General features: G+C 41.4%; 15 protein-coding genes. 3 read left to right on the top strand and 12 right to left on the bottom strand.

The features are described from left to right. Positions 1 to 130: 130 nt before the first annotated feature. Entirely contained in the window at positions 131 to 703 is a 573-nt protein-coding gene (locus tag ACE1EF_RS16870) for an NUDIX domain-containing protein (protein ID WP_375721867.1), read from the bottom strand. A gap of 133 nt (positions 704 to 836) precedes the next feature. Here ACE1EF_RS16870 and pta point away from each other — a divergent pair, with 133 nt between their 5' ends. From pta to ACE1EF_RS16855, 3 genes are all read left to right on the top strand, one after another. Beyond that, the gene (gene pta, locus ACE1EF_RS16865) at positions 837 to 1,850 is read left to right on the top strand and encodes a phosphate acetyltransferase (protein ID WP_375721866.1); all 1,014 of its coding nucleotides are present in this window, start codon (positions 837 to 839) and stop codon (positions 1,848 to 1,850) included. Between the two features lie 78 nt (positions 1,851 to 1,928). Continuing rightward, positions 1,929 to 2,888: a 3-hydroxyacyl-CoA dehydrogenase family protein gene (locus tag ACE1EF_RS16860; RefSeq protein WP_375721865.1), complete on the top strand. Its 960-nt coding sequence runs from the start codon at positions 1,929 to 1,931 to the stop codon at positions 2,886 to 2,888. Positions 2,889 to 2,909: 21 nt separating this feature from the next. After that, on the top strand, positions 2,910 to 4,121 hold the full coding sequence (locus ACE1EF_RS16855; protein ID WP_375721864.1) for an acetate/propionate family kinase: 1,212 nt from the start codon (positions 2,910 to 2,912) through the stop codon (positions 4,119 to 4,121). 115 nt (positions 4,122 to 4,236) lie between these two features. On the opposite strand, the gene ACE1EF_RS16850 is transcribed toward ACE1EF_RS16855, so the two are convergent. The 11 genes from ACE1EF_RS16850 to ACE1EF_RS16800 all read right to left on the bottom strand — a co-directional run bounded on the left by ACE1EF_RS16850 (position 4,237) and on the right by ACE1EF_RS16800 (position 19,968). After that, complete coding sequence (locus ACE1EF_RS16850; RefSeq protein WP_375721863.1) at positions 4,237 to 4,734, bottom strand: hypothetical protein; 498 nt, start codon at positions 4,732 to 4,734, stop codon at positions 4,237 to 4,239. Between the two features lie 74 nt (positions 4,735 to 4,808). Next, positions 4,809 to 6,317, bottom strand: a complete 1,509-nt coding sequence (locus ACE1EF_RS16845; protein ID WP_375721862.1) for a T9SS type A sorting domain-containing protein — start codon at positions 6,315 to 6,317, stop codon at positions 4,809 to 4,811. Positions 6,318 to 6,330: 13 nt separating this feature from the next. Continuing rightward, the gene (locus ACE1EF_RS16840) at positions 6,331 to 7,452 is read right to left on the bottom strand and encodes an SDR family oxidoreductase (protein WP_375721861.1); all 1,122 of its coding nucleotides are present in this window, start codon (positions 7,450 to 7,452) and stop codon (positions 6,331 to 6,333) included. A 10-nt stretch (positions 7,453 to 7,462) separates the two neighbouring features. After that, positions 7,463 to 7,783, bottom strand: a complete 321-nt coding sequence (locus ACE1EF_RS16835; protein WP_375721860.1) for a LytTR family transcriptional regulator DNA-binding domain-containing protein — start codon at positions 7,781 to 7,783, stop codon at positions 7,463 to 7,465. 101 nt (positions 7,784 to 7,884) lie between these two features. Further along, positions 7,885 to 8,622 (bottom strand): LytR/AlgR family response regulator transcription factor, encoded by a 738-nt coding sequence (locus ACE1EF_RS16830; protein WP_375721859.1) that lies wholly within the window; start codon positions 8,620 to 8,622, stop codon positions 7,885 to 7,887. Between the two features lie 28 nt (positions 8,623 to 8,650). Then, the gene (locus ACE1EF_RS16825; RefSeq protein WP_375721858.1) at positions 8,651 to 10,744 is read right to left on the bottom strand and encodes a tetratricopeptide repeat-containing sensor histidine kinase; all 2,094 of its coding nucleotides are present in this window, start codon (positions 10,742 to 10,744) and stop codon (positions 8,651 to 8,653) included. Positions 10,745 to 10,854: 110 nt separating this feature from the next. After that, the gene (locus ACE1EF_RS16820; RefSeq protein WP_375721857.1) at positions 10,855 to 12,975 is read right to left on the bottom strand and encodes a peptidylprolyl isomerase; all 2,121 of its coding nucleotides are present in this window, start codon (positions 12,973 to 12,975) and stop codon (positions 10,855 to 10,857) included. Positions 12,976 to 13,171: 196 nt separating this feature from the next. After that, positions 13,172 to 14,683, bottom strand: coding sequence for a sodium:proton antiporter (locus ACE1EF_RS16815; RefSeq protein WP_375721856.1), 1,512 nt, complete (start codon positions 14,681 to 14,683; stop codon positions 13,172 to 13,174). Positions 14,684 to 14,693: 10 nt separating this feature from the next. Next, complete coding sequence (lepA, locus tag ACE1EF_RS16810) at positions 14,694 to 16,481, bottom strand: translation elongation factor 4 (protein ID WP_375721855.1); 1,788 nt, start codon at positions 16,479 to 16,481, stop codon at positions 14,694 to 14,696. 135 nt (positions 16,482 to 16,616) lie between these two features. Beyond that, a complete protein-coding gene (locus ACE1EF_RS16805; protein WP_375721854.1) occupies positions 16,617 to 17,450 on the bottom strand; it encodes an aldo/keto reductase in 834 nt (277 codons plus the stop codon). A gap of 142 nt (positions 17,451 to 17,592) precedes the next feature. After that, entirely contained in the window at positions 17,593 to 19,968 is a 2,376-nt protein-coding gene (locus tag ACE1EF_RS16800; protein WP_375721853.1) for a TonB-dependent receptor, read from the bottom strand. Positions 19,969 to 19,972 lie beyond the last annotated feature (4 nt).

The following is a 19,972-nucleotide window of genomic DNA, read 5'->3' as shown; positions in this document are numbered from 1 at the left end:
GTTTTATGAGAATACTATTCTGATCTAGTATTTAAGCCAAAGGTATAACATCCTGAAGCTACAAAAATAAAATATCTGTAACCGGCGGTAAAAAATCAGTAAACGGGGAAATTTAACAGGTAAACGCGATTTATGCTTCAGGCTTGTTTAAGACCATATCCATAACAGCTTTTCGAACCGATTCCACACCAAAATCCTCGGGTTTCAGCTCATCTACTTTTATAAAGGTATATGAAGCCACATCATCACCGGCCTTTAAGGACTGTATATCTTTTATTTTACCCTTAAAAACCAAATCAACGGTATTGACAAACATACCGGCATAGGGATATTTATTAGCGAGTGAGAAACAATAGTTCAGATCGTAAACATCAACATTTAATTCTTCCTTTACTTCACGTATCAAAGCAGCTTCAGCAGTCTCACCGGGCATGATAAAACCTCCGGGCAGATCCAGCTTCCCTTTGTAGGGTTCAAATGCCCGTTTGGTGACCAGTAATTCATCGCTATCATTTTGTACAACTAAAATCACCGCCCCTGAAGCATTAAAAAAGTAAATGAAACCACATTTTTTGCACTTTATGGCAGTATTTTCTTCGTGAGACTCTATGGTATCGGATCCACAACGCGGACAAAACGAAAAAAGCTCATTTGGTTCAAGAACGGTACTTTCCTTCATGTTTTTGCTTTTATTTGCAATCATTTACGAAAATTTTGTTTTAAAATGATATTTCACTATTTTTATTAATTCCAAATGTCAAAAATACTTTCAAATTAGCCTTTTTGATACTAATTTTGCAGTCAAAATAACTACTCTATCACAAACATTTTCTGTAATGGATATTATATCAAAAATTGTTGACAAGGCCAAGGCTAGTCCTCAACGGATAGTTTTACCTGAAGGAACCGAAGAACGTACATTAAAAGCTGCCGACATCCTCCTTGCGGAGGCAATAGCAGACATTATACTCATCGGAAATCCTGGTGAGATAAAAGCACTTGCAAAACAATTCAGCCTTAACAACATTGACAAAGCTACAATTGTTGATCCGGAGAACCATGAAAAAATGCAGGAATATGCTGATTTGCTCTTCGAAATCCGCAAGAACAAAGGGGTAACACCAGAACAGGCACTTGAACTGACTAAAAATCCGCTTTATCTCTCCTGTCTTATGATTAAGAACGGCGATGCCGATGGCGAAGTTGCAGGTGCCATGAATGCCACTGGCGATGTGCTCCGTCCTGCTTTCCAGCTGGTAAAAACCATGCCCGGTGTAAGTGTGGTATCCGGAGCTTTTCTGATGTTTTTGCCGGATAAAAAATGGGGTGATGACGGACTGCTGATCTTTGCCGATGGTGCTGTGCATCCGGATCCTACAGCAAAAGAGCTGGCTGAAATAGCGGTAACCACAGGAAAAACCATGCGCAGCATTGTGGGGCTGGAACCCAGGATTGCCATGTTAAGCTTTTCAACCAAAGGTTCAGCTAAACACGATATGGTAACCAAGGTGGTAGAAGCAACGGCTATGGCCAAAGAGATGGCACCGGACATGATGATTGATGGAGAGCTTCAGGCTGATGCTGCCATCATACCGGCTATTGCCAGCAGCAAAGCACCCGGTTCACCCATAGAAGGAAGAGCCAACGTACTGATTTTCCCATCACTGAATGTAGGGAATATCGCCTATAAACTGGTTCAGAGACTGGCCAATGCCGAAGCTGTGGGACCGGTATTACAGGGCATGGCTGCACCTATCAACGACCTCTCACGTGGTTGTTCGGTTGATGATATTGTGAAACTGGTGGCCATTACTGCCAACCAGGCCATGGGAATGAAACAGGTAGGTTAATCTCTGATTTAGAATTACTAATTAGGAATTTGGAGTTTCGAATGTACTGTTTCACAGAAGGATGAAATAATTTAAATTATGTCAGATATAATCATCGAACCCATTGAGAAATATGGGTTAAGCAAAAAATCATCAAAGAAAACGCTGTTTTCCAAGATCGGAATCATTGGTTGCGGACAGGAAGGGCAGAACATTGCCCGGATTGCAGCCATCAGTGGTTTGGAGGTTATTTTCATTGAGGTTAACCAGTCCAAGGTTCAGCTGGCTATTGACAACATAAGCAAAGAACTGGACAACAGAGTTGAAAACTGGGGTTTGACTTCAACGGAAAAAAAAGTTATTCTGCAGCGCATTTCCGGTGCTGTAACGTACGACAAACTTACAGGTTGCGACTTCGTGATCGAAGCCGTAAGGGCAAATGACAAAACCGGCGAACGCTCTATCGAAGTCCGTAAGGAAATCTTTAAACGGGTAGAAAAGGTTGTTTCTCCTGATTGCATCATCGCTACCAATGCAACCACTGTCATTATTACAGAACTGGCTTCGGAACTGGAGCACAAGGAACGCTGTCTGAGTATTCACTTCATGGTATCATCACCCGAGGCCCGAATTGTTGAGGTTGTTAAAGGGGTATATACCTCAGAGGCCGTTTACGACAAGGTGAGTCACTTTGTCAAACTGGTGAACAGAAGCATTGTTCCTGTTCAGGAATCTGTTGGTCTGGTCAGCATCCGCTTATTCATCACCTTGTTAAACGAAGCATGTGACACACTGATGGAAGGTGTCGCTTCGAAAGAAGACATAAATAAACTCACCAATGTAGGATTTGGCATTCGTCACGGTATTTTTCACCTCGCCGATATTATGGGGCTTGAAAAAATTGTACGCTGGGGAAATAACCTGTTCGAAGAATTTGGTGAAACCAAATACAAACCATCTCCTCTTATCAAACGTCTGGTGAGAGCCAAACACGGTGGAGTAATCGATGGGCAGGGATTCTTTAAATACGATGAAAACGGTAAACGCATTCCGGAATAACAACCTGAAAAGAAAGCAAAAATGAAGATATTAGTTTTAAACTGCGGTAGTTCATCCATAAAATATAAACTGATCAACATGGCCAATAAAGAGGTTATGGCAACAGGAGTAGTTGAAAAGATCGGACTTAAAGGATCGTTTTTAAAGCATAAGCGATCAGATGGCACTAAGGCGCAGCTCGAAGGAGAAATTCTTGAACATCAGGTTGGTATAGAGTACATTCTTGGTGTATTACTAAGTGAAAAATACGGTTCTATTAAGGATCTGGAAGAAATTGATGCCGTTGGACACCGTGTGGTTCATGGTGGTGAAGCCTTTAATTCCAGTGTATTTATTACCGATGAGGTAATTGCAAAAATGGAGGAATGTATCGACCTTGCTCCCTTACACAACCCACCAAACCTGAAAGGTATTTACGCGATGCAGGAGCTGCTGCCCAATGTACCCCAGGTAGGTGTTTTTGACACCGCTTTTCACCAGACCATGCCGGATTATTCCTATATGTACGCCATACCGTATTCTTTATATGAAAAATACAGTATCCGCCGTTACGGTTTTCACGGTACAAGTCACCGCTATGTCTCTAAAAGGGCCTGCGATATTTTAGGCGTTGATTATACAACCCAGAAAATCATCACCTGCCATATGGGTAACGGAGCCTCCATTACCGCGATTAAAAATGGCAAATCTATGGATACTTCCATGGGATTTACACCGCTCGAAGGTCTTATTATGGGAACCCGTTCAGGTGACCTCGATATTGGCGCAGTAAATTATATTATGGATCGCGAAAACATAGGGACACGGTCTGCCAACACGCTGTTTAACAAACATAGCGGTTTACTGGGTATCTCCGGTGTGTCATCAGACTCACGTGAAATTGAAGATGCAGCCTACAAAAACAACAACAAGCGTGCTCTGCTTGCCATAGAAATGTTTAACTACAGGGTAAAAAAATACATTGGATCTTACATTGCTGCCATGGGCGGAATTGACATCCTTGTTTTTACCGGTGGTATCGGCGAAAATTCGGATCAGCACCGCGAAGATATCCTGAAGGACATGGAATACCTTGGCCTTACCATTGACAAAGCTAAAAACGACGGGATGCGGGGAAAAGAGATGGTGATCAGCAAACCGGAGTCGAAAGTTAAGGTGATGGTTGTCCCTACCGATGAGGAGTTGATGATTGCACAGGATACACTGAATATCGTTTCTTCAATGAAGAAATAAGCAATAAATAAAAACACGACCCCAAAAAGGATCCCTGAATTTCAGGGATCCTTTTTTTATGTATCCCGATCCTGAATTTGCGGATAAACATGCGGCAATGCAACTAATCACGGCATCATTTACCAAACAGATATCTCACCGACAGGGCAAAGTTCGAGAGAAAAACAACATCATAGTAACTGTCGTGGTATAATGCATCTCTCGTATCCAAAGAAACCTGGACCGGAAAATCAAACGTATAGCTCAGCCCAGCCTGTATGCCAGCTCCGTTAAAATAGTGTTTTTTCGATGACTCATAAGGCCGTGCATACTCCGAATTAAAATAGAGCCCCGATCCAATTCCCGGCCCGACATACCAGCATAATCCGGGTTTATTTGTAAACGGAAATACAAAATGGTAAGCGATAAAAACATCTGTTGCAGCACCTTTGGTGCATATAAGTAATCCGGCATCAACTTCGAGCTGACTTTTTTCAAAAGCGTGCCTGAAATTTCCTTCCATGGTGATATTGTCAAAACTAAGACCAGCCCTAAAACCTAAACCATTGTTTTGAGCCGGTGCGGAAAAAATTGCAAGCAGGCAAATAATCACGGGATAAACGAAGACTTTCATATGTGTTATACTAAGGGTTTTAAAATGTCCAGAGTCCGTAATTGGCTATTTCTATATATCCGGCACAAAATACCTTACCGTACAATTAGCTTTCTGCTGATCCAAACATCACCGGTCTTTATCCGGCACAGGTATATGCCGCTTTCCAACTCAGATATATCCAAAACCCGTTGTTTACGGCCTGTATCATCTTCCTGCTCCAGTAGTTTAATTCCATTCAGACCAAATACCTGAACAGATCCGAAATCTGATGCGGACACAAGCGTAACATAATCTTTCGCCGGATTGGGATACATCATAATATCGCGTCCTGTATTCAGAATGACTCCGGTTGACGAAAATTCGGAATAAAAGAAATTAGCCCGTGTATACGCCACTAGAGTACCATCCTCCTCAATGTAGTTGGTTTCGGTTTGCGGAGCAGTTGCAAATTTACCCGAATACTCAAACTCTGTTTCAAACGGCAGTGCGATGTTCAAAAAAGAGAGACCCGCGGCACTTTCATATTCTGATTTGAACAGTACTGACCAGCCTCCTGTGCTATTTTCATATTCGGAATAGCTGTACGAACTCATATTAAAGTCATCATCGTACACATATTCATTTTTATCATAAGGCACGAACTCTTCAGATTCATCACTCCAGTGCGAACTGATCATTGAGGTCATATTCCCGTTTTCGTTGAATGCATACAGGTATTGAAAACTTTTGTACCATATGCTATCTTCATCATTCCATCCAAACGAATTGTACTGAATTCTCTGATTATTAGAATTATAGATATTTTCGCATTTCCAGTTAAATACCCAATCGTCATACCAGTCATAATCTGTTTCACTAACCCAGTTCCCTTTCCCGTCGTATTCATATACCCATTTGGAATCCTTAATCCAGGTCCTGTCAGCGCTCTGAAAATCATAACTTATCTCTTCTGTAAGATTTCCTTTATCATCCCATTTGGATTCTGTTTTTGCATTTTCATCCCAACTGCCGCTCCAATCATAATCAATCTCATAAACAGGATATATACTTCCTGCATCATAAAAATATTCGGTCTTGCAATAGGGTTTCAGCACATCGCCATCCTCCTCGTATTCCACGATTGAAATCAACCGGTTGCCATCATCATAGCTACGTTCGGTTTTGGCTGTTTCAAACCACTTCTCATCCATTTCATTCCAATCCCTGACAGTCTCTGTAAGGTTTAATCCCGCACTGTTGTACGTCATCACATATTCCAACCGTGGCTTCCATTCTTCGCCATTCCAGATGTGATGTTTTTCCGTCAAAACATTACCATAAGAATCGTATTCGTACATTTCACGCTCTGTATTCGCTTCAAAAAAGGGATCTTCCGTTTCATAAACTGTTTCGGTATATACAGAATCAAGTTTATGCATTTTTGGGCTAAGCCAACTGTTTTGCAGGGCATATCGATCCGGAAAAGATCGTTGATCCACACGTACCGATTCTGAACTTTTAGCAGATTTATTCAGAGCTCCCATCGCAGAGGGACTGTCATTCTGAGCGTTTAGCAGGGCGGCAAGCAAACAAAATCCAAGGAGTAAAATCAGAGTCTTCATTTGTTTTTAGTTTTTATTGGAATGGTATTTTCTGCTGTTGAATAACCTTCATAAGGTTACTGTAAAATACATTATAGGTTGAGGGCAGAGAATGTATCGGATAATCTGCCGGAAACACCGCTTCAAGTTGGTTAACTTTATACAGGAGCTGGTAAAAATTCTCAGGAATAAGAAAATCGAATTTACGCTTATGCATACATGTATCTCTTAACTGTTCCCGCGAGACACGGCTCAAACCCAGCAACCGAACTGCCGAATGCTTAAATAATTCCTCTGTGACCGGTTCAGAAAGCACCGGGCGAATGAACTGTAAGCCCTCACCTGATTTTTGCTTCAACATATTGTGCAGTATAATTTCCGCGAGAATATCCGCCGGAATAATCCTAAAGGTGAAATCGATATATCTCCCGCTGGCAAGAAAAATATCCAGGATATGCCAAATGGAATAATTGGCCGGACTGATTCCGCTTTGTTCTGATCCCAGTACCAGCGGAATGTCGTAAATACACCCTCTCAGTCCCTGCTGGAATGCATTGGAAAGAATATTGTTGGCTACCCACTTAAATCCGGCGTAGCCAGATTGCCAGGCATTTTGATTCAGGTTCTTATAATCCTGTTCGTCAGTAAAAAAACCAGCATTGTACGAAGATGGATAGTGCAGACACTTCGGATACTCAACATCACCGCAAAATGCAATCATCTTTTGCAGTTCCGGAAGCCAAATCTCTTTAAAATGCTTATAGGGATAATAATACAGAGGGGTCATGGCCAGATGCAAAACATATCCGCAGGACTGTTTTACCGCCGTATACGCACTGCCGGTCATACCCATCTGATTTTCACAAACATCACCGGTATGAACACTATACCGTAGATCGTTGAAATTCCCCAATCCGGCTTTTAAAAAGGCATCCTTCATCCGTTCAATAGCCGATGGCTTATTCTTAGCCCTTACCAGTAAATGAACAGGGCCTTCCCAGTGCTTTGCAAGAAGTTTAATCACATGTATTCCAACAAAGGAATTGGCTCCGGTAATCAGTATTCCCGGTGCATAAGCTGATGGATCAGCAATCTTAATATTCCATGATGCCGTAATTAAAGGCTCCTGTCTGATGTCTTGAAATGTAGGGTTCATATGAGATTAATTAAATATGATCTTCTAACAGGGTCATCAACTGGTTTCCGGCCTCAGGAAGCAAAGGAATCATATCGCCGTTTACCAGTTTAACAAAATCAGCATTATGGCCACAAATCTGTGTGATGCAGTTGATGTTAATCAGATGGTCAGGATGAACGCGGATAAATCCCTGATCCTCCAGATCGCTCGAGAGCTGATCTATTTTAGCATCAATATGTTCGGTATTGCCATTTTTGAGATAAACGGAAACGTTATCAGTACCATGTTCAAAGCGAACGATGTGTTCAGCTTTATAAAAATGAATCTGATCTTTGGCTGCAATTTTCATCAGTTGTGATTTTGCAGTATAAAATTACGGCCAAAGCATTGCCGGTTCAGGATTACTTTATTATTTGCAAGGCGTGAATTATTATTTGCGAATAAGAAGAGCTACATCATTTCGAATAAGCGGAACAAATCATCCTTTTTCCGGGTGGCAACAGGAACCTCCGAATCATCATCCATAACAAGATAACCACCATCGTTTTTGTCGTAGCGAAGGATATGCTCCATGTTTACCAGGTGTGACTGATGAGCCCTGAAAAACCCGGCCTGGCTTAAAAGCTCATCATATTCCTTCAAAGGTTTAGAAACCAGCAGCTTTTGCGGGCCGGCAAGGTGAAAAACAGTATAATTTACATCGGCCTCACACCGTATTATCTGAGGCACATTAACAATGTGAATACTTTCTGCCGTTTTCAGCACTATTTTTTTCAGTTTACCAAGATTCTGAAGCAGTGCAGACAATTTTAATGAATGTTCCTCCGTGTGCAGGGTCTCGCCTGCTTTTCGCACAGCATCAAGCACTTCGGATGCCATTACAGGTTTCAGAATATAATCCAGGGCACTGTATTTAAATGCTTTAACGGCATATTCTTCGTGCGCTGTAATAAAGATCACCTTAAAGTCCGTCTTTTCAAAGCGCTTCAAAAGGTCAAACCCGCTCCCATCGGAAAGATTGATATCCAGCAATACAAGATCCGGTTGTCGGGACTTTATGAGCTGATATGCAGAATCCATATCGCCGGCTTCGCCTGCAATGGTAAGGCTATCTGAACTGAGTGCCAGAATATTTCGTATGGTTTCCCTTGCTTTGGGCTCATCATCAATAATTACAATCTTCATCATATGGGCTTAAGCGTCTTAAATTTACGTTTTATTTTCGTTTCAAAGGCAGAATAATTTCCAAAGCCGTGCCCCCGGTCTTTCCATCATCCGCTTTCACATCTACCACATTAAACATATACTTATCTCTGTATTTCCTGTTGAGCACAGTCAAACGATCTCTGGTAATCTGCATTGCCAGAGAGGTGTGTTCACTTTTGACCTTAAGCTTTCCCGCTGCTTCACGGCCAATACCATTATCATTTATACGGATCTTTATACTGTTTTCGCTGTAAAGCTCATACGAGACTTCCAGTTGTCCCGGCTCAGCTCTATGCCGTAAACCATGCTCAATGGCATTTTCAATAAAGGGCTGTGCAAACATGGGCGGCAAGGAAAAACCTTCTGTCTGCAAGGCATCATCCACCCGGAGCATATATTTAAACATATGTTCAAACCGCAGGGACTGAAGATCGATATAGGTCTGCATGGTTTTGATTTCTCTGGATATTGGAACAAACTCATTCCTCGAGTTTTCCAGTGTCAGACGGATCAAATCAGCGAATTTAGCCAGATAATCACCGGCCAGCACCGGCTCTTTTTTGTAGATATAACTTTGTATGGCAATGAGCGCATTAAAGATAAAATGAGGATTCATTTGTGAACGCAGCAGTTTCTGTTCCAGTTCCATTGCTCTGTGCTTATCTATGAGTTTATTTTGCACATTGATAAGGTATCCGATAATTACCATAAGAACCAGCACTGCCACAAGTGCAATCACCATTCTGTTCCGACGGCTAAGCTTGAGTTCCTGAACCTGTGTACGTTCCGTTAAAAGACTGAGCTGCTGATCTTTTTTCTCCAGGTTATGCTGAATTTCCAGTTCCTTTATGGCTTTGTACTTTTCGCTGCTGAACAGGCTGTCTTTAAGTTGCATCTCCTCCGAGACATAGACCAGCGCCTCCTTGTATTTTCCGGTCTTTTGAAGAAATCCGTATAAAGCCTTTGCAGTTTCTATTTTCAGTTCAGGTGACCCAAGCAGCTTAGCCTGCTCATACGCCCGGCGAAAATACCGGTCCGCAACACCGGAATCGCCGTTAAGCAGTGCAAGCTCTCCAAGCCTTCGCTCCGATTCAACCCTGCTTTTCCGGTCATCTTTCCTTTCTGCAATTTCCAGCGCTTTAGTAAAATATTGCTTTGCTTCATTAAGGTTCTGCTCATACAGATACGTATCGCCAAGCAAGAGATAACAATTATCCAGTTCATGTTTGTATCCGGTTTCATCATACAGGTTCAGTGCTTTAAATAAATAATTTCTTGCCTCAGGATAGTTCGCCTTCAATGTATAAACGTAACCTATATTCAGGTTTATGACAATCTGACGGATCCTGTCTTTGGAAGATGTACCGAGATCCAGCGACTTACGGTAATAGTCGAGAGCCAGGTTATAATCTTTCTGCTTCTGGTATATTTCACCAATGTTCTGGTAGCAGGCTGCAAGACGGCGGTCATGCCGTTTTCTTTCCAGTGTGGATAGTGCATCAAAATAATAGCGTTGGGCGATGGTAAAATAGCCCTTTCCCTTGTACACATTGGCCATATTTATCTGGCAGCTGGCAATCCACGAAGAGTCAGCTGTTTGCCCGGCCATTTCCAGTGCGCTGTTATAATAACTTAATGCCTTATCAAAATCCCCCTGATTTTTATACACGATGCCTATCTCGCTGTAACATTCCGACAGCAAATCTATATCCCGGATTGCCTGTGCAACATGAAGCGCACTGAAGAAATTGTTCAGCGCTTTATCGTAGCTGTTCTGGTAGAAATGTTCAATACCCAGTTCAATATATGCTCTGAATTCAAACTGCCGCAGTCGAATGTAAACATCCGGTAGATTTTTTTTCATCCGGACCGAATCGTCCAGACTCCTGTTAATCAGCGTTAAAGCTTTCGAGTAATAATAAACGAGAGAATCTGACGGACCATCAATAAACTGATTCCCTTTTTTAAATAAAGCAGTTATTCGAAGGGTATCTGAAACAGTACGGGCAGGATGATCGGCACAAATGCCATCTTTGCCAGGCCATAAAAAGACCAGACAAAACAAGAATACGGTAATTAGCGGTTGTTTTGTGTGGAAAAACATACCGGAGAGTTTTTACAAATATATGGTAAATGTTTTTGACCAACCATCCCGACATAAAAAAAGCCATCCGTCAGCTGACGGATGGCTTTTATATTATAATTAAGTTCTTCCTAGTAGAATTTCACTCTGCTGTCTTCAATATCAGCCTTATCCTTAAGTGCATTGAAAGTCTGATAGTTGGCACGATATGAATAACCCTGAGCCAGCTGTTGTTTTTCCTGATCCAGTGTTGGAACACTTTCATTTTCTTCCTCACTGACCACCCGGAAAACATACACTGCATTTTCTCCTTTCACCGGTTCAGAGATTTCGTCGACCGGAGCTGCAACAACAGCACCAATTAAAGCAGGTACATATCCACTTGCGCCCTGAATATAGTAAGAACCAAATGTGATATTGCTTGCTGCCTTTATCTCAACACCTTCTTTCTGGGCCAGAGAAGAAAGGGTCTGGCTTTCAGCTTTGGCTGCATTAATCTCTTTTATCAGGTAATCGGCCTGTTTGTCTTTCAACAGTTTAGCACGAATTGGACCTTTAACCTCTTCAACAGGCTGTATCCCTTTGTCTCTGATCTCAGTAACCACAGCAATCACAAAACGATCGCCAAGTTCCTGTACATCCGATAATTTGCCAAGTTCTGCATCATTGAATGCCCAGCGAACCAGTTCACGGCTGTTATCCATGTTGTTTACCTGTTTATCGCTTGATTTTACGGCATTCGCTGTACGGTGCAATTTGGCAATTGCAGGATCATCCTTAATGGCTTTCTCAAATTTCTCGTATGTATTGTTTTCGCCCAGGAATTTACTTGCTTCACTGTAAACATTCCGATATGTTTCTGTTGATGGCTCAACATTACGCTGCAGTTTAGCCAGCAGTACCTTATCCACATTCCTGCTTTTGTCTTCAACAAGAATGATATGTGTTCCATATGTGGATGTCGCTTCAACAATTGAACCCACTTTAGCATTGACACAAGCTTCATTGAATTCAGGAACCATCATGCCATCCTGGAACCAACCAAGTTCACCACCTTTTTTAGCACTTCCCGGATCCTGAGAAAACTGTTCTGCCAGTTCAGCAAACTTGCTTTTGTTGTTTTTCAGTACATTATAAAGGCTGTCTGCCAGTTCCTGTGTACGTTCAGCAGTAGCTTCTCTAATGAGAATATGACTGGCCTGCATAGAATCAGGACGCATCTCTTCGTTAACCAGCTTAACCACAACCCATGCATCGGCAGTATTATCTTTGTAAGGTCCGTAAACCGCGCCAACCTTACTCTCATCCACAAAATCCTTTAACCGTGCATCAACCTGATCTTTGTCCTGATAACGATCTACAAAACGGCTGTCAGAATTAAGGTTCACGTAGCGTGCAATTTCTTCCTTATCGTTAATTGATTTTACTTCGCTGGCAGCTTTTTCGGCCCATTCCTTTACATCAGCATCATCCTGCTCAGATGCATTAATATTGAACTGAACATATTCAATTTTACGGGATGCATCCTGTTTGTACTCTTCTTTGTGAGCGCTGTAATATGTCTCAATCTCTGAATCAGAAACCTTAAGTGTAGAATCTTTTACAGAACTGAATGGTTTTGAAAAGAATTCAATATTCTTAGCTTTCCTGCTGTTGTCAATTACCAGTTCAGCTTCTTTAGAGTTGGCATACAGACCTTTTGATATAAGCGTATTATACTTTTCAAATAAGCGCTGATTCACAATCTCATTTTCCCAGTACAACCAGTAGGCCTTTGCAGCAGGATCATTTTCCTTCTGCTTAAGGAAATTCAGCACAGCAGATTTATTAACCTGACCGGTCTGACGGTTACCGAATAACTGTCTTACGATAGGTGACAGGTGATCACCCTGAACCAGGTCAAACAGCTCATCTTCTGAAACGGCGAGTCCCAGTTCATCATACTCATCACCCATGATATACTCTCTCTGAATATTATTCCAGACCTGATCATGGATCATATCGGTGGTCTGTTCATCCAGAGACTGGGTTTGTTGACTTTGCTTATAAATTTCAGTTAACTCCTGAATTTTATGCTGTAATTCATCAATCATTACAGTGTGACCGTTTATGTCGGCAACTTCACGCTGCGATTGACCAAAGAAAGTTGATCTTGACTTAAAGAGATCGCCTAATATAAATGCGGCCATGGCAACGCCAATAACCACAATCAACAACACCGCTCTATTTCTGATCTTTTCTAAAGTAGCCATTTAATGTTCTTATTTTTATTATACAAATGGGTTTTTTAAAACAAGGGTACGAAGATACAAATTTTAGTGAATTAACATATTATCAACGTTTTTTTTATTGCTCTTTCTGCTGTAAGGCATTTTTTATTCCGTTTCTCCTCTCTGCTGTTGGTTTAAAGCCTTTTGAGTACGGTAAAACCAACATCATTTTGTCTTGCTATAACCAGTTAAAATGGATAAAAATCACCCAGGTTAAAAACAGAATAGGCAATAACACCGGAATGGAATATTTAATCATGTATCCAAAAAAGGATGGCATATTAATCTTAGACTGTTCAGCGATGGATTTCACCATGAAGTTAGGACCATTTCCAATATAACTCATGGCACCGAAAAACACGGCTGCCACAGAAATAGACCGCAGACTCAGGATAGAATTTGCAAACTCTCCTCCGGCAAAAGCCTGTACATCCCTGAACAATCCGAGGTCGGCACCTTTTGATGCCATAGCTGCAGCCAGGAAGTTGAGATAGGTTGGTGCATTATCCAGAAAAGCCGATAATGTTCCGGTACCAAAATAAAGAGTGTCGGGATTAATGAGTTGCTGCCCGGCATCGGATGATGCGAAATTCCCGACCAGTTCAAGCGCCGGCATCATCGTACCAAATATACCTATAAATATGTAGGTCACTTCAAGAATCGGCTCAAAGTCAAATCCATTACCCTTATGGGCCTCCTTGCTGGCAAATTTATACGAAAAGAACCCGACGGACAACATGATCAGCTCACGGATAAAAGATAGTTTCTGCCCATGGTAATTTATACCGGGAACCCAGTCAAAAATATTCGGATCAATAAAAACTGACAAAACCACAATCAGTAACCAGATAAAATTCTTAGTCCCGATAAGCCTTATTTTTCCGGTTCTGTCGGCATGCACTTTTCCTTCTTTATTTCGTCTGTCGAACAGATAGAAGATAACGGCCAGTATTACAGTCGCAAATACCCATGGCATAAAGTTATGTTTCAGGGTCCAGAAAAACGGCACACCTTTTAAAAAGCCAAGAAACAGAGGCGGATCACCAATCGGAGTCAGGTTACCTCCTACATTACTGACCATAAAAATAAAGAAGACAATATGGTATGCTTTAATACGCCCTTCGTTCAGCCGTATATATGGCCTTATCAACAACATGGATGCACCGGTTGTACCTATAATATTGGCAATGATGGATCCGATAATTAAGAGGGTAACATTTGCCTTTGGTGTGGCATCGCGATCCACGCTGATCATTATTCCTCCGGAGGCGATATATAATGACGAGAGTAAGGCAATAAACTGAAAATACTCAAAAAATGCATGTATGGGTGCATGGGTGTTCCCAAGCCCGAAAATATAATACAAAACGACCAAAGCGGCCAGAATGATCGCGATCCTTGGATAATTACGGTGCCAGAAATGTTCATAAAACAGTGGTCCGGTGGCAATCATCAGCAACAGCAGTATAAAAGGCAATACCGAATATGGTGCTGCCGGTTCACTGGCATGATGATCTTCTGCGTAATGACCTACTGCCTCATTGTGCTCTGTAACGTGTGAGCTTGTATCAGCACGGAGCGTTTCAATCTGTGGTTCATCAGCATCGTGATGTTCCTGGGCGGCAGTGTACGATAGTTGTGGAACTATCATAAATACCGACATCACAATAAGCAGTAATAGTCGTTTCATCATTGTATCTTTAATCCAGTTTTAAAACAGCAAGGAATGCTTTTTGAGGAACCTCCACATTCCCGATCTGTTTCATTTTTTTCTTCCCTTTTTTCTGTTTTTCAAGCAGTTTACGTTTCCTGGTGATATCGCCTCCGTAACATTTAGCCGTCACATCTTTCCTTACCGCCTTTACTGTTTCACGGGCTATAATCTTTGATCCGATAGCAGCCTGAATGGCGATATCAAACTGCTGTCGCGGAATCAGTTCCTTCAGCTTCTCACACATCCGTCGTCCCATATTGTAGGCATTATCCACGTGTAACAGAGCGGACAAGGCATCTACCGATTCTCCGTTCAGAAGAATATCAAGTTTTATCAGTTTTGAAGGTTTATAGCCAATCTGGTAATAATCGAATGAGGCATATCCTTTGGAAACACTTTTCAGTTTGTCGTAGAAATCAAATACAATCTCTCCCAACGGCATATCAAACTGTATCTCCACACGGTGTGCTGTATGAAAATCCTGTTTCTTCAATTCAGCTCTTTTGTTGAGACAAAGGGTCATGATTTGTCCGAAATAGTCCGGATGAGTCAGAATTGTTGCCCGGATAAATGGTTCTTCAATGCGTTCGATATGGGTTGGATCCGGCAGTTCACTAGGGGTATAAACATCTTTTGCTTCACCCTGTTTGGTGTACACCTTATACAATACGTTCGGCACCGTGGTAATGACGTTCATATCGTATTCCCGGTCCAGACGCTCCTGTATGATCTCCATGTGAAGCAGACCAAGAAATCCGCACCGGAAACCGAAACCAAGTGCTGCTGATGATTCCGGTTCAAACGTAAGGGATGCATCATTCAGCTGCAATTTTTCAACAGCAGCCCGCAGATCCTCATAATCGTCTGAATCAATGGGATACACTCCCGCAAACACCATAGGCTTCACCTCTTCGAAACCGGAAATGGCTTTATCACATTTCTTTTTTACGTGCGTGATGGTGTCGCCCACCTTTACTTCGCGCGAGGTTTTGATACCGGAAATAATGTAACCCACATCTCCTGTCCGGAGTACATCGCGTGGTTGCATGCTCAGCCGCAGCACACCAATCTCATCGGCATTGTATTCCTTACCGGTATTGACAAACTTCACCAGGTCACCCTTACGGATTTCACCATTTACAATTTTAAAATACGCAATGATGCCCCTGAATGAGTTAAATACAGAGTCAAAAATCAAGGCCTGCAAAGGTGCTTCAGGATCTCCCACCGGTGGTTTTATGCGATGTACAATAGCTTCAAGTATCTCATCTACACCAAGTCCGGTTTTGCCACTGGCACGGATGATGTCGCCGGAATCCACACCCAGCAACTCAACAATCTCTTCTTCCACCTCCTCAGGCATGGCATTGGGGAGGTCCATTTTATTCATTACCGGAATAATTTCCAGGTCATGCTCCAGGGCGAGATATAAATTGGATATGGTCTGAGCCTGAATGCCCTGGGTGGAATCGATGATCAGCAACGCACCTTCGCATGCAGCGATAGATCGTGACACTTCATAGGAAAAATCCACATGTCCGGGTGTATCGATCAGGTTCAGCTTATATTTTTTCCCCTCCAGCTCGTAGTCCATTTGTATGGCATGACTCTTAATGGTGATGCCCCGCTCCCTCTCCAAATCCATACTATCCAGAACCTGCTCCTGCAAAGCCTTACCAGTCACAGTATGGGTTCTTTCAAGCAACCTGTCGGCCAGTGTACTTTTTCCGTGGTCGATGTGTGCAATGATGCAAAAATTACGTATATGATCCATTAAAAATATTTTCCTGTTTCGGACTGCAAATATATATAATTCGCAACTATTGAATGCAATAGCATCAAGGTTTTCGGGTTGTAGTAACCTGAAAATTATGCTTCAGCAAAATACAAAAAAAACGGTATGAAAAAATCAGAAATCGAAATTTTCCGGATCAGGGCCGACACGATGATTCCGGTCAAGTGCGTCAATGGCACGCATCTCCTCTTCGGTAAGTTCAAAATCAAAAATTTCAGCATTTTCTACAATACGCTCCGGATGAACCGATTTGGGAATACAGACTGTTCCCCGTTGCAGATCCCAGCGCAGGGTAACCTGAACCGGAGATTTTCCATACTTCTTCCCGATTTCATTTAACAGCATCACATCCAGGACGCCACCCTGCATCAGCGGACTCCAGGCTTCATGCTGAATGCCTTTGGATTTACAGTAATCCACCAGTGACTGATGTACGAGATACGGGTGAAATTCCACCTGATCAATTACCGGAATAACCTCTGCCGAATGCAGCAATTCACTCAGATGAACCTCATGAAAATTACTGACTCCAATGGCGCGGACACGACCATCATGATAAAGCTTTTCAAGCGCCTTCCATGTATCAGTAAACTTACCCGGCACAGGCCAGTGTACGAGGTAAAGATCCAGGTAATCCATTTGAAGTTTTTTCAGACTGGTATCAAAAGCCTTCAGCGTTTTATCATAGCCCTGATCTGAATTCCAGACTTTTGAGGTCACAAAAATATCTTCCCTTTTGACATCGGACTGCGCAACAGCATTTCCAACACCGCGTTCATTATGGTAATATGCTGCGGTATCAATATGTTTGTAACCGGCCTCGAGGGCAGCTTTTACAGCTGTCTCAACCTCTCCACCTTCCTTTGAAAGGTAAACACCCAAGCCAATATATGGCATTTCCACTCCGTTGTTTAAAGTTACTGTTCCTGCTAAATCTGTAATATTCATGCTTCAAGACTTAAGATTAAAGATTTATGATATAAGACTACACTAATTTATAATGAGTCAGGTCCCAGTTTGTTCAAAGGTTAACAAAGCTACAAAAAGTATCATAAAATTGATCTGACTTTACGCCAGGTTACGGACAATTTTAAAAAACATAACTATAACCTACATTTAAAAACAAAGGGAAGATACTTTGCTGATACAATTTTGTTTCTCCCTTGTCTTCTTTAAAAAACAGATAGTAAGCATTTTGTCTGTTATACACATTATATATTCCCCATTTCCAAATACTTGTCCCTTTAAATTTCTTTTTTGTATAAATCCAGCCGATATCCAAACGGTGGTAGTCCGGCATTCTGTACCCATTTTTTTGAGCATATATATGTATGTCATCATATACTTCCCGTTGGGATCTGGTATATTTATATTCGTAATGATACAGTTGATATTTGCCGGATGGCAGGGTTATGGCATAACCGGTATGATAGACCCATGTTCCGGAAAGTGACCAATTGCTGTTCACTTTCCAGTTGGCTACGAGTGCTATATCATGCCTTTGATCGTATTTAAAAGGATATACTCTGCCATTATTCAGGTTACTAAATTGTCGTGTGTTTGATGATAAAGTATAACCAATCCAACCTGTAAATCGCCCCTCTTTCTTCTGAACCAGGAATTCTATTCCCTTAACCCAGCCATGACCATTCGTTTCAATTTTTTCATCCCAGCTTTGTGATGTGGAAAATATCTGAACGCCTTCTTTATAACTGATCAGATGTTCTAACTTTTTATAATACGCTTCTATGCTAAATTCAATGTTGTTTTTTGACGTATGCGCCAGTCCTAATGAAACCTGTTGTGATGTTTCCGGCTCTATGTTTTGAGTTGATGGAATCCATAAATCAGTTGGCAGACCTGTATAAGAATTTGTTAGCAAGTGTATGTTCTGCTGCATGGCACAGGCCGACGCTTTTATTGATAATGAGGGTTTGAGAAGGTAATTTAAAACAATCCGGGGTTCAATGGATGGATAAGCCTTTTTCTCCACAAAATAATCTGACAAGTGCATACCTATATTTCCTGATAGATTTCCCTTTTCAAATATATATTCGCCATATAAAGCTATCTGGCCCGCATTTAAGGCCGGATCATCCTGTAAAGCCGGATTCTGGTCTTCCTGATTATCTAATCCTCCGGTTTCGGTATACGTTAACCTGGTTGGAACATAAAACTGGTAATTCACTTTTGAACCTAAACGGAGATTATCAGAACCTAAAGCAATTTCAAAATCTGATTTTAAAATAAGGTCCTGAATGCCGGAATGTATCCTTAAACTGTTTTCGAGTACTGAGTTGTCTGCCAGTTCAGTTCTTGATGATTTAATGGATTGATTATAAATATAGGTTGTGTATGCTGCGGTAAGATTATGGAATATGTTTTGATTTACAACATGCTGCCAGCGTGTGCTTAAAAGGGTATTGCCCCATTTCTGTTTCATGCCTGCCTTGTATCTGTACATGCCGAGATCGTCTTCACTTGGTTTATCATTATAAAAAAACTTATCCCGACCCTGGTAAAAATTTACAATCAAACGGTCCTTATCTGTCAGGTAAAAATTGCTTTTTGCATTAATATCATAAAACGTATATCCCACGTAATAGCCTTCATTTTGCATAAAACCATACAGATAAGCAAAGAGGTCTATGTTGCTTCGTCTGACTGAAAAGGCAAAGGATGACTTTCCTTTTTTCAATGGGCCTTCAATATAAAATTTACTCAATAAAAGGCTCAATTCCAATTCTCCGGTTTTGTTATACCTGTTGCCATCTTTGTTACGAATATCAACAACAGCCGAAGTTCTTCCTCCGTAACGTGCCGGGAAACCTCCTTTATAAAAATCAATTTTCTTTACCATTGATGGATCGAAAACAGAATATAATCCTCCTAAATGGCTCACATTATACAAAGGAACATCATCTAGAAGGAACAGATTCTGATCCGGAGTTCCACCTCTGACATAAATACCGTTATGACCTTCCATTCCACCCTGTATGCCAGGCATTAACTGGTAAGCCTTTAATATATCAGCTTCTCCTGTCATACTTGGAATTGTTTTTATCTGATCCAAAGGGACCAATACTTTACCTGTTTCAGGCCGATCTTCAAGCTTCTTGATATTGCTGCCATTTACTGTTACTTCATTTAGTTCTGAGCCAGGGATCAAAGTGACATCTATTATCGTGTCTTTGTTCGGAGCAATAGTTATATAGGAGTCCTTATATCCTACGTATGAAAATCTAAGCGAAATATTTTTGTCGGTTTCAATGGATACGGAATAGAATCCATAAGAATTCGAAGCACTTCCCAATCCTTTCGTCGGATTATATACGGTGGCACCAATAAGGTATTCACCTGTTAACGAATCTGTAATAAAACCACTTACTGCTGTTTTTTGTCCGTGAATACTTCCCAAACAGATAAATAAGGTTATAATACCTGATATGATTCTTTTATAGGGCATATTA

Origin of the sequence: Quyinboa sediminis, from assembly GCF_042219855.1 — a bacterium.
Taxonomy (GTDB): domain Bacteria; phylum Bacteroidota; class Bacteroidia; order Bacteroidales; family UBA5342; genus JBHJHP01.
Note: the sequence above shows the minus strand (reverse complement) of the source record. Positions and strands in the feature narration are given on the sequence as shown.

Excerpts from the sequence above, each read along its gene's own strand:
- ACE1EF_RS16830 (WP_375721859.1), bottom strand. The coding sequence starts at position 8,622 with ATGATGAAGATTGTAATTATTGATGATGAGCCCAAAGCAAGGGAAACC.
- ACE1EF_RS16850 (WP_375721863.1), bottom strand. The coding sequence starts at position 4,734 with ATGAAAGTCTTCGTTTATCCCGTGATTATTTGCCTGCTTGCAATTTTT.
- lepA (WP_375721855.1), bottom strand. The coding sequence starts at position 16,481 with ATGGATCATATACGTAATTTTTGCATCATTGCACACATCGACCACGGA.
- ACE1EF_RS16815 (WP_375721856.1), bottom strand. The coding sequence starts at position 14,683 with ATGAAACGACTATTACTGCTTATTGTGATGTCGGTATTTATGATAGTT.
- ACE1EF_RS16840 (WP_375721861.1), bottom strand. The coding sequence starts at position 7,452 with ATGAACCCTACATTTCAAGACATCAGACAGGAGCCTTTAATTACGGCA.
- ACE1EF_RS16820 (WP_375721857.1), bottom strand. The coding sequence starts at position 12,975 with ATGGCTACTTTAGAAAAGATCAGAAATAGAGCGGTGTTGTTGATTGTG.
- ACE1EF_RS16860 (WP_375721865.1), top strand. The coding sequence starts at position 1,929 with ATGTCAGATATAATCATCGAACCCATTGAGAAATATGGGTTAAGCAAA.
- ACE1EF_RS16855 (WP_375721864.1), top strand. The coding sequence starts at position 2,910 with ATGAAGATATTAGTTTTAAACTGCGGTAGTTCATCCATAAAATATAAA.
- ACE1EF_RS16800 (WP_375721853.1), bottom strand. The coding sequence starts at position 19,968 with ATGCCCTATAAAAGAATCATATCAGGTATTATAACCTTATTTATCTGT.
- ACE1EF_RS16825 (WP_375721858.1), bottom strand. The coding sequence starts at position 10,744 with ATGTTTTTCCACACAAAACAACCGCTAATTACCGTATTCTTGTTTTGT.
- ACE1EF_RS16845 (WP_375721862.1), bottom strand. The coding sequence starts at position 6,317 with ATGAAGACTCTGATTTTACTCCTTGGATTTTGTTTGCTTGCCGCCCTG.
- pta (WP_375721866.1), top strand. The coding sequence starts at position 837 with ATGGATATTATATCAAAAATTGTTGACAAGGCCAAGGCTAGTCCTCAA.
- ACE1EF_RS16805 (WP_375721854.1), bottom strand. The coding sequence starts at position 17,450 with ATGAATATTACAGATTTAGCAGGAACAGTAACTTTAAACAACGGAGTG.
- ACE1EF_RS16835 (WP_375721860.1), bottom strand. The coding sequence starts at position 7,783 with ATGAAAATTGCAGCCAAAGATCAGATTCATTTTTATAAAGCTGAACAC.
- ACE1EF_RS16870 (WP_375721867.1), bottom strand. The coding sequence starts at position 703 with ATGATTGCAAATAAAAGCAAAAACATGAAGGAAAGTACCGTTCTTGAA.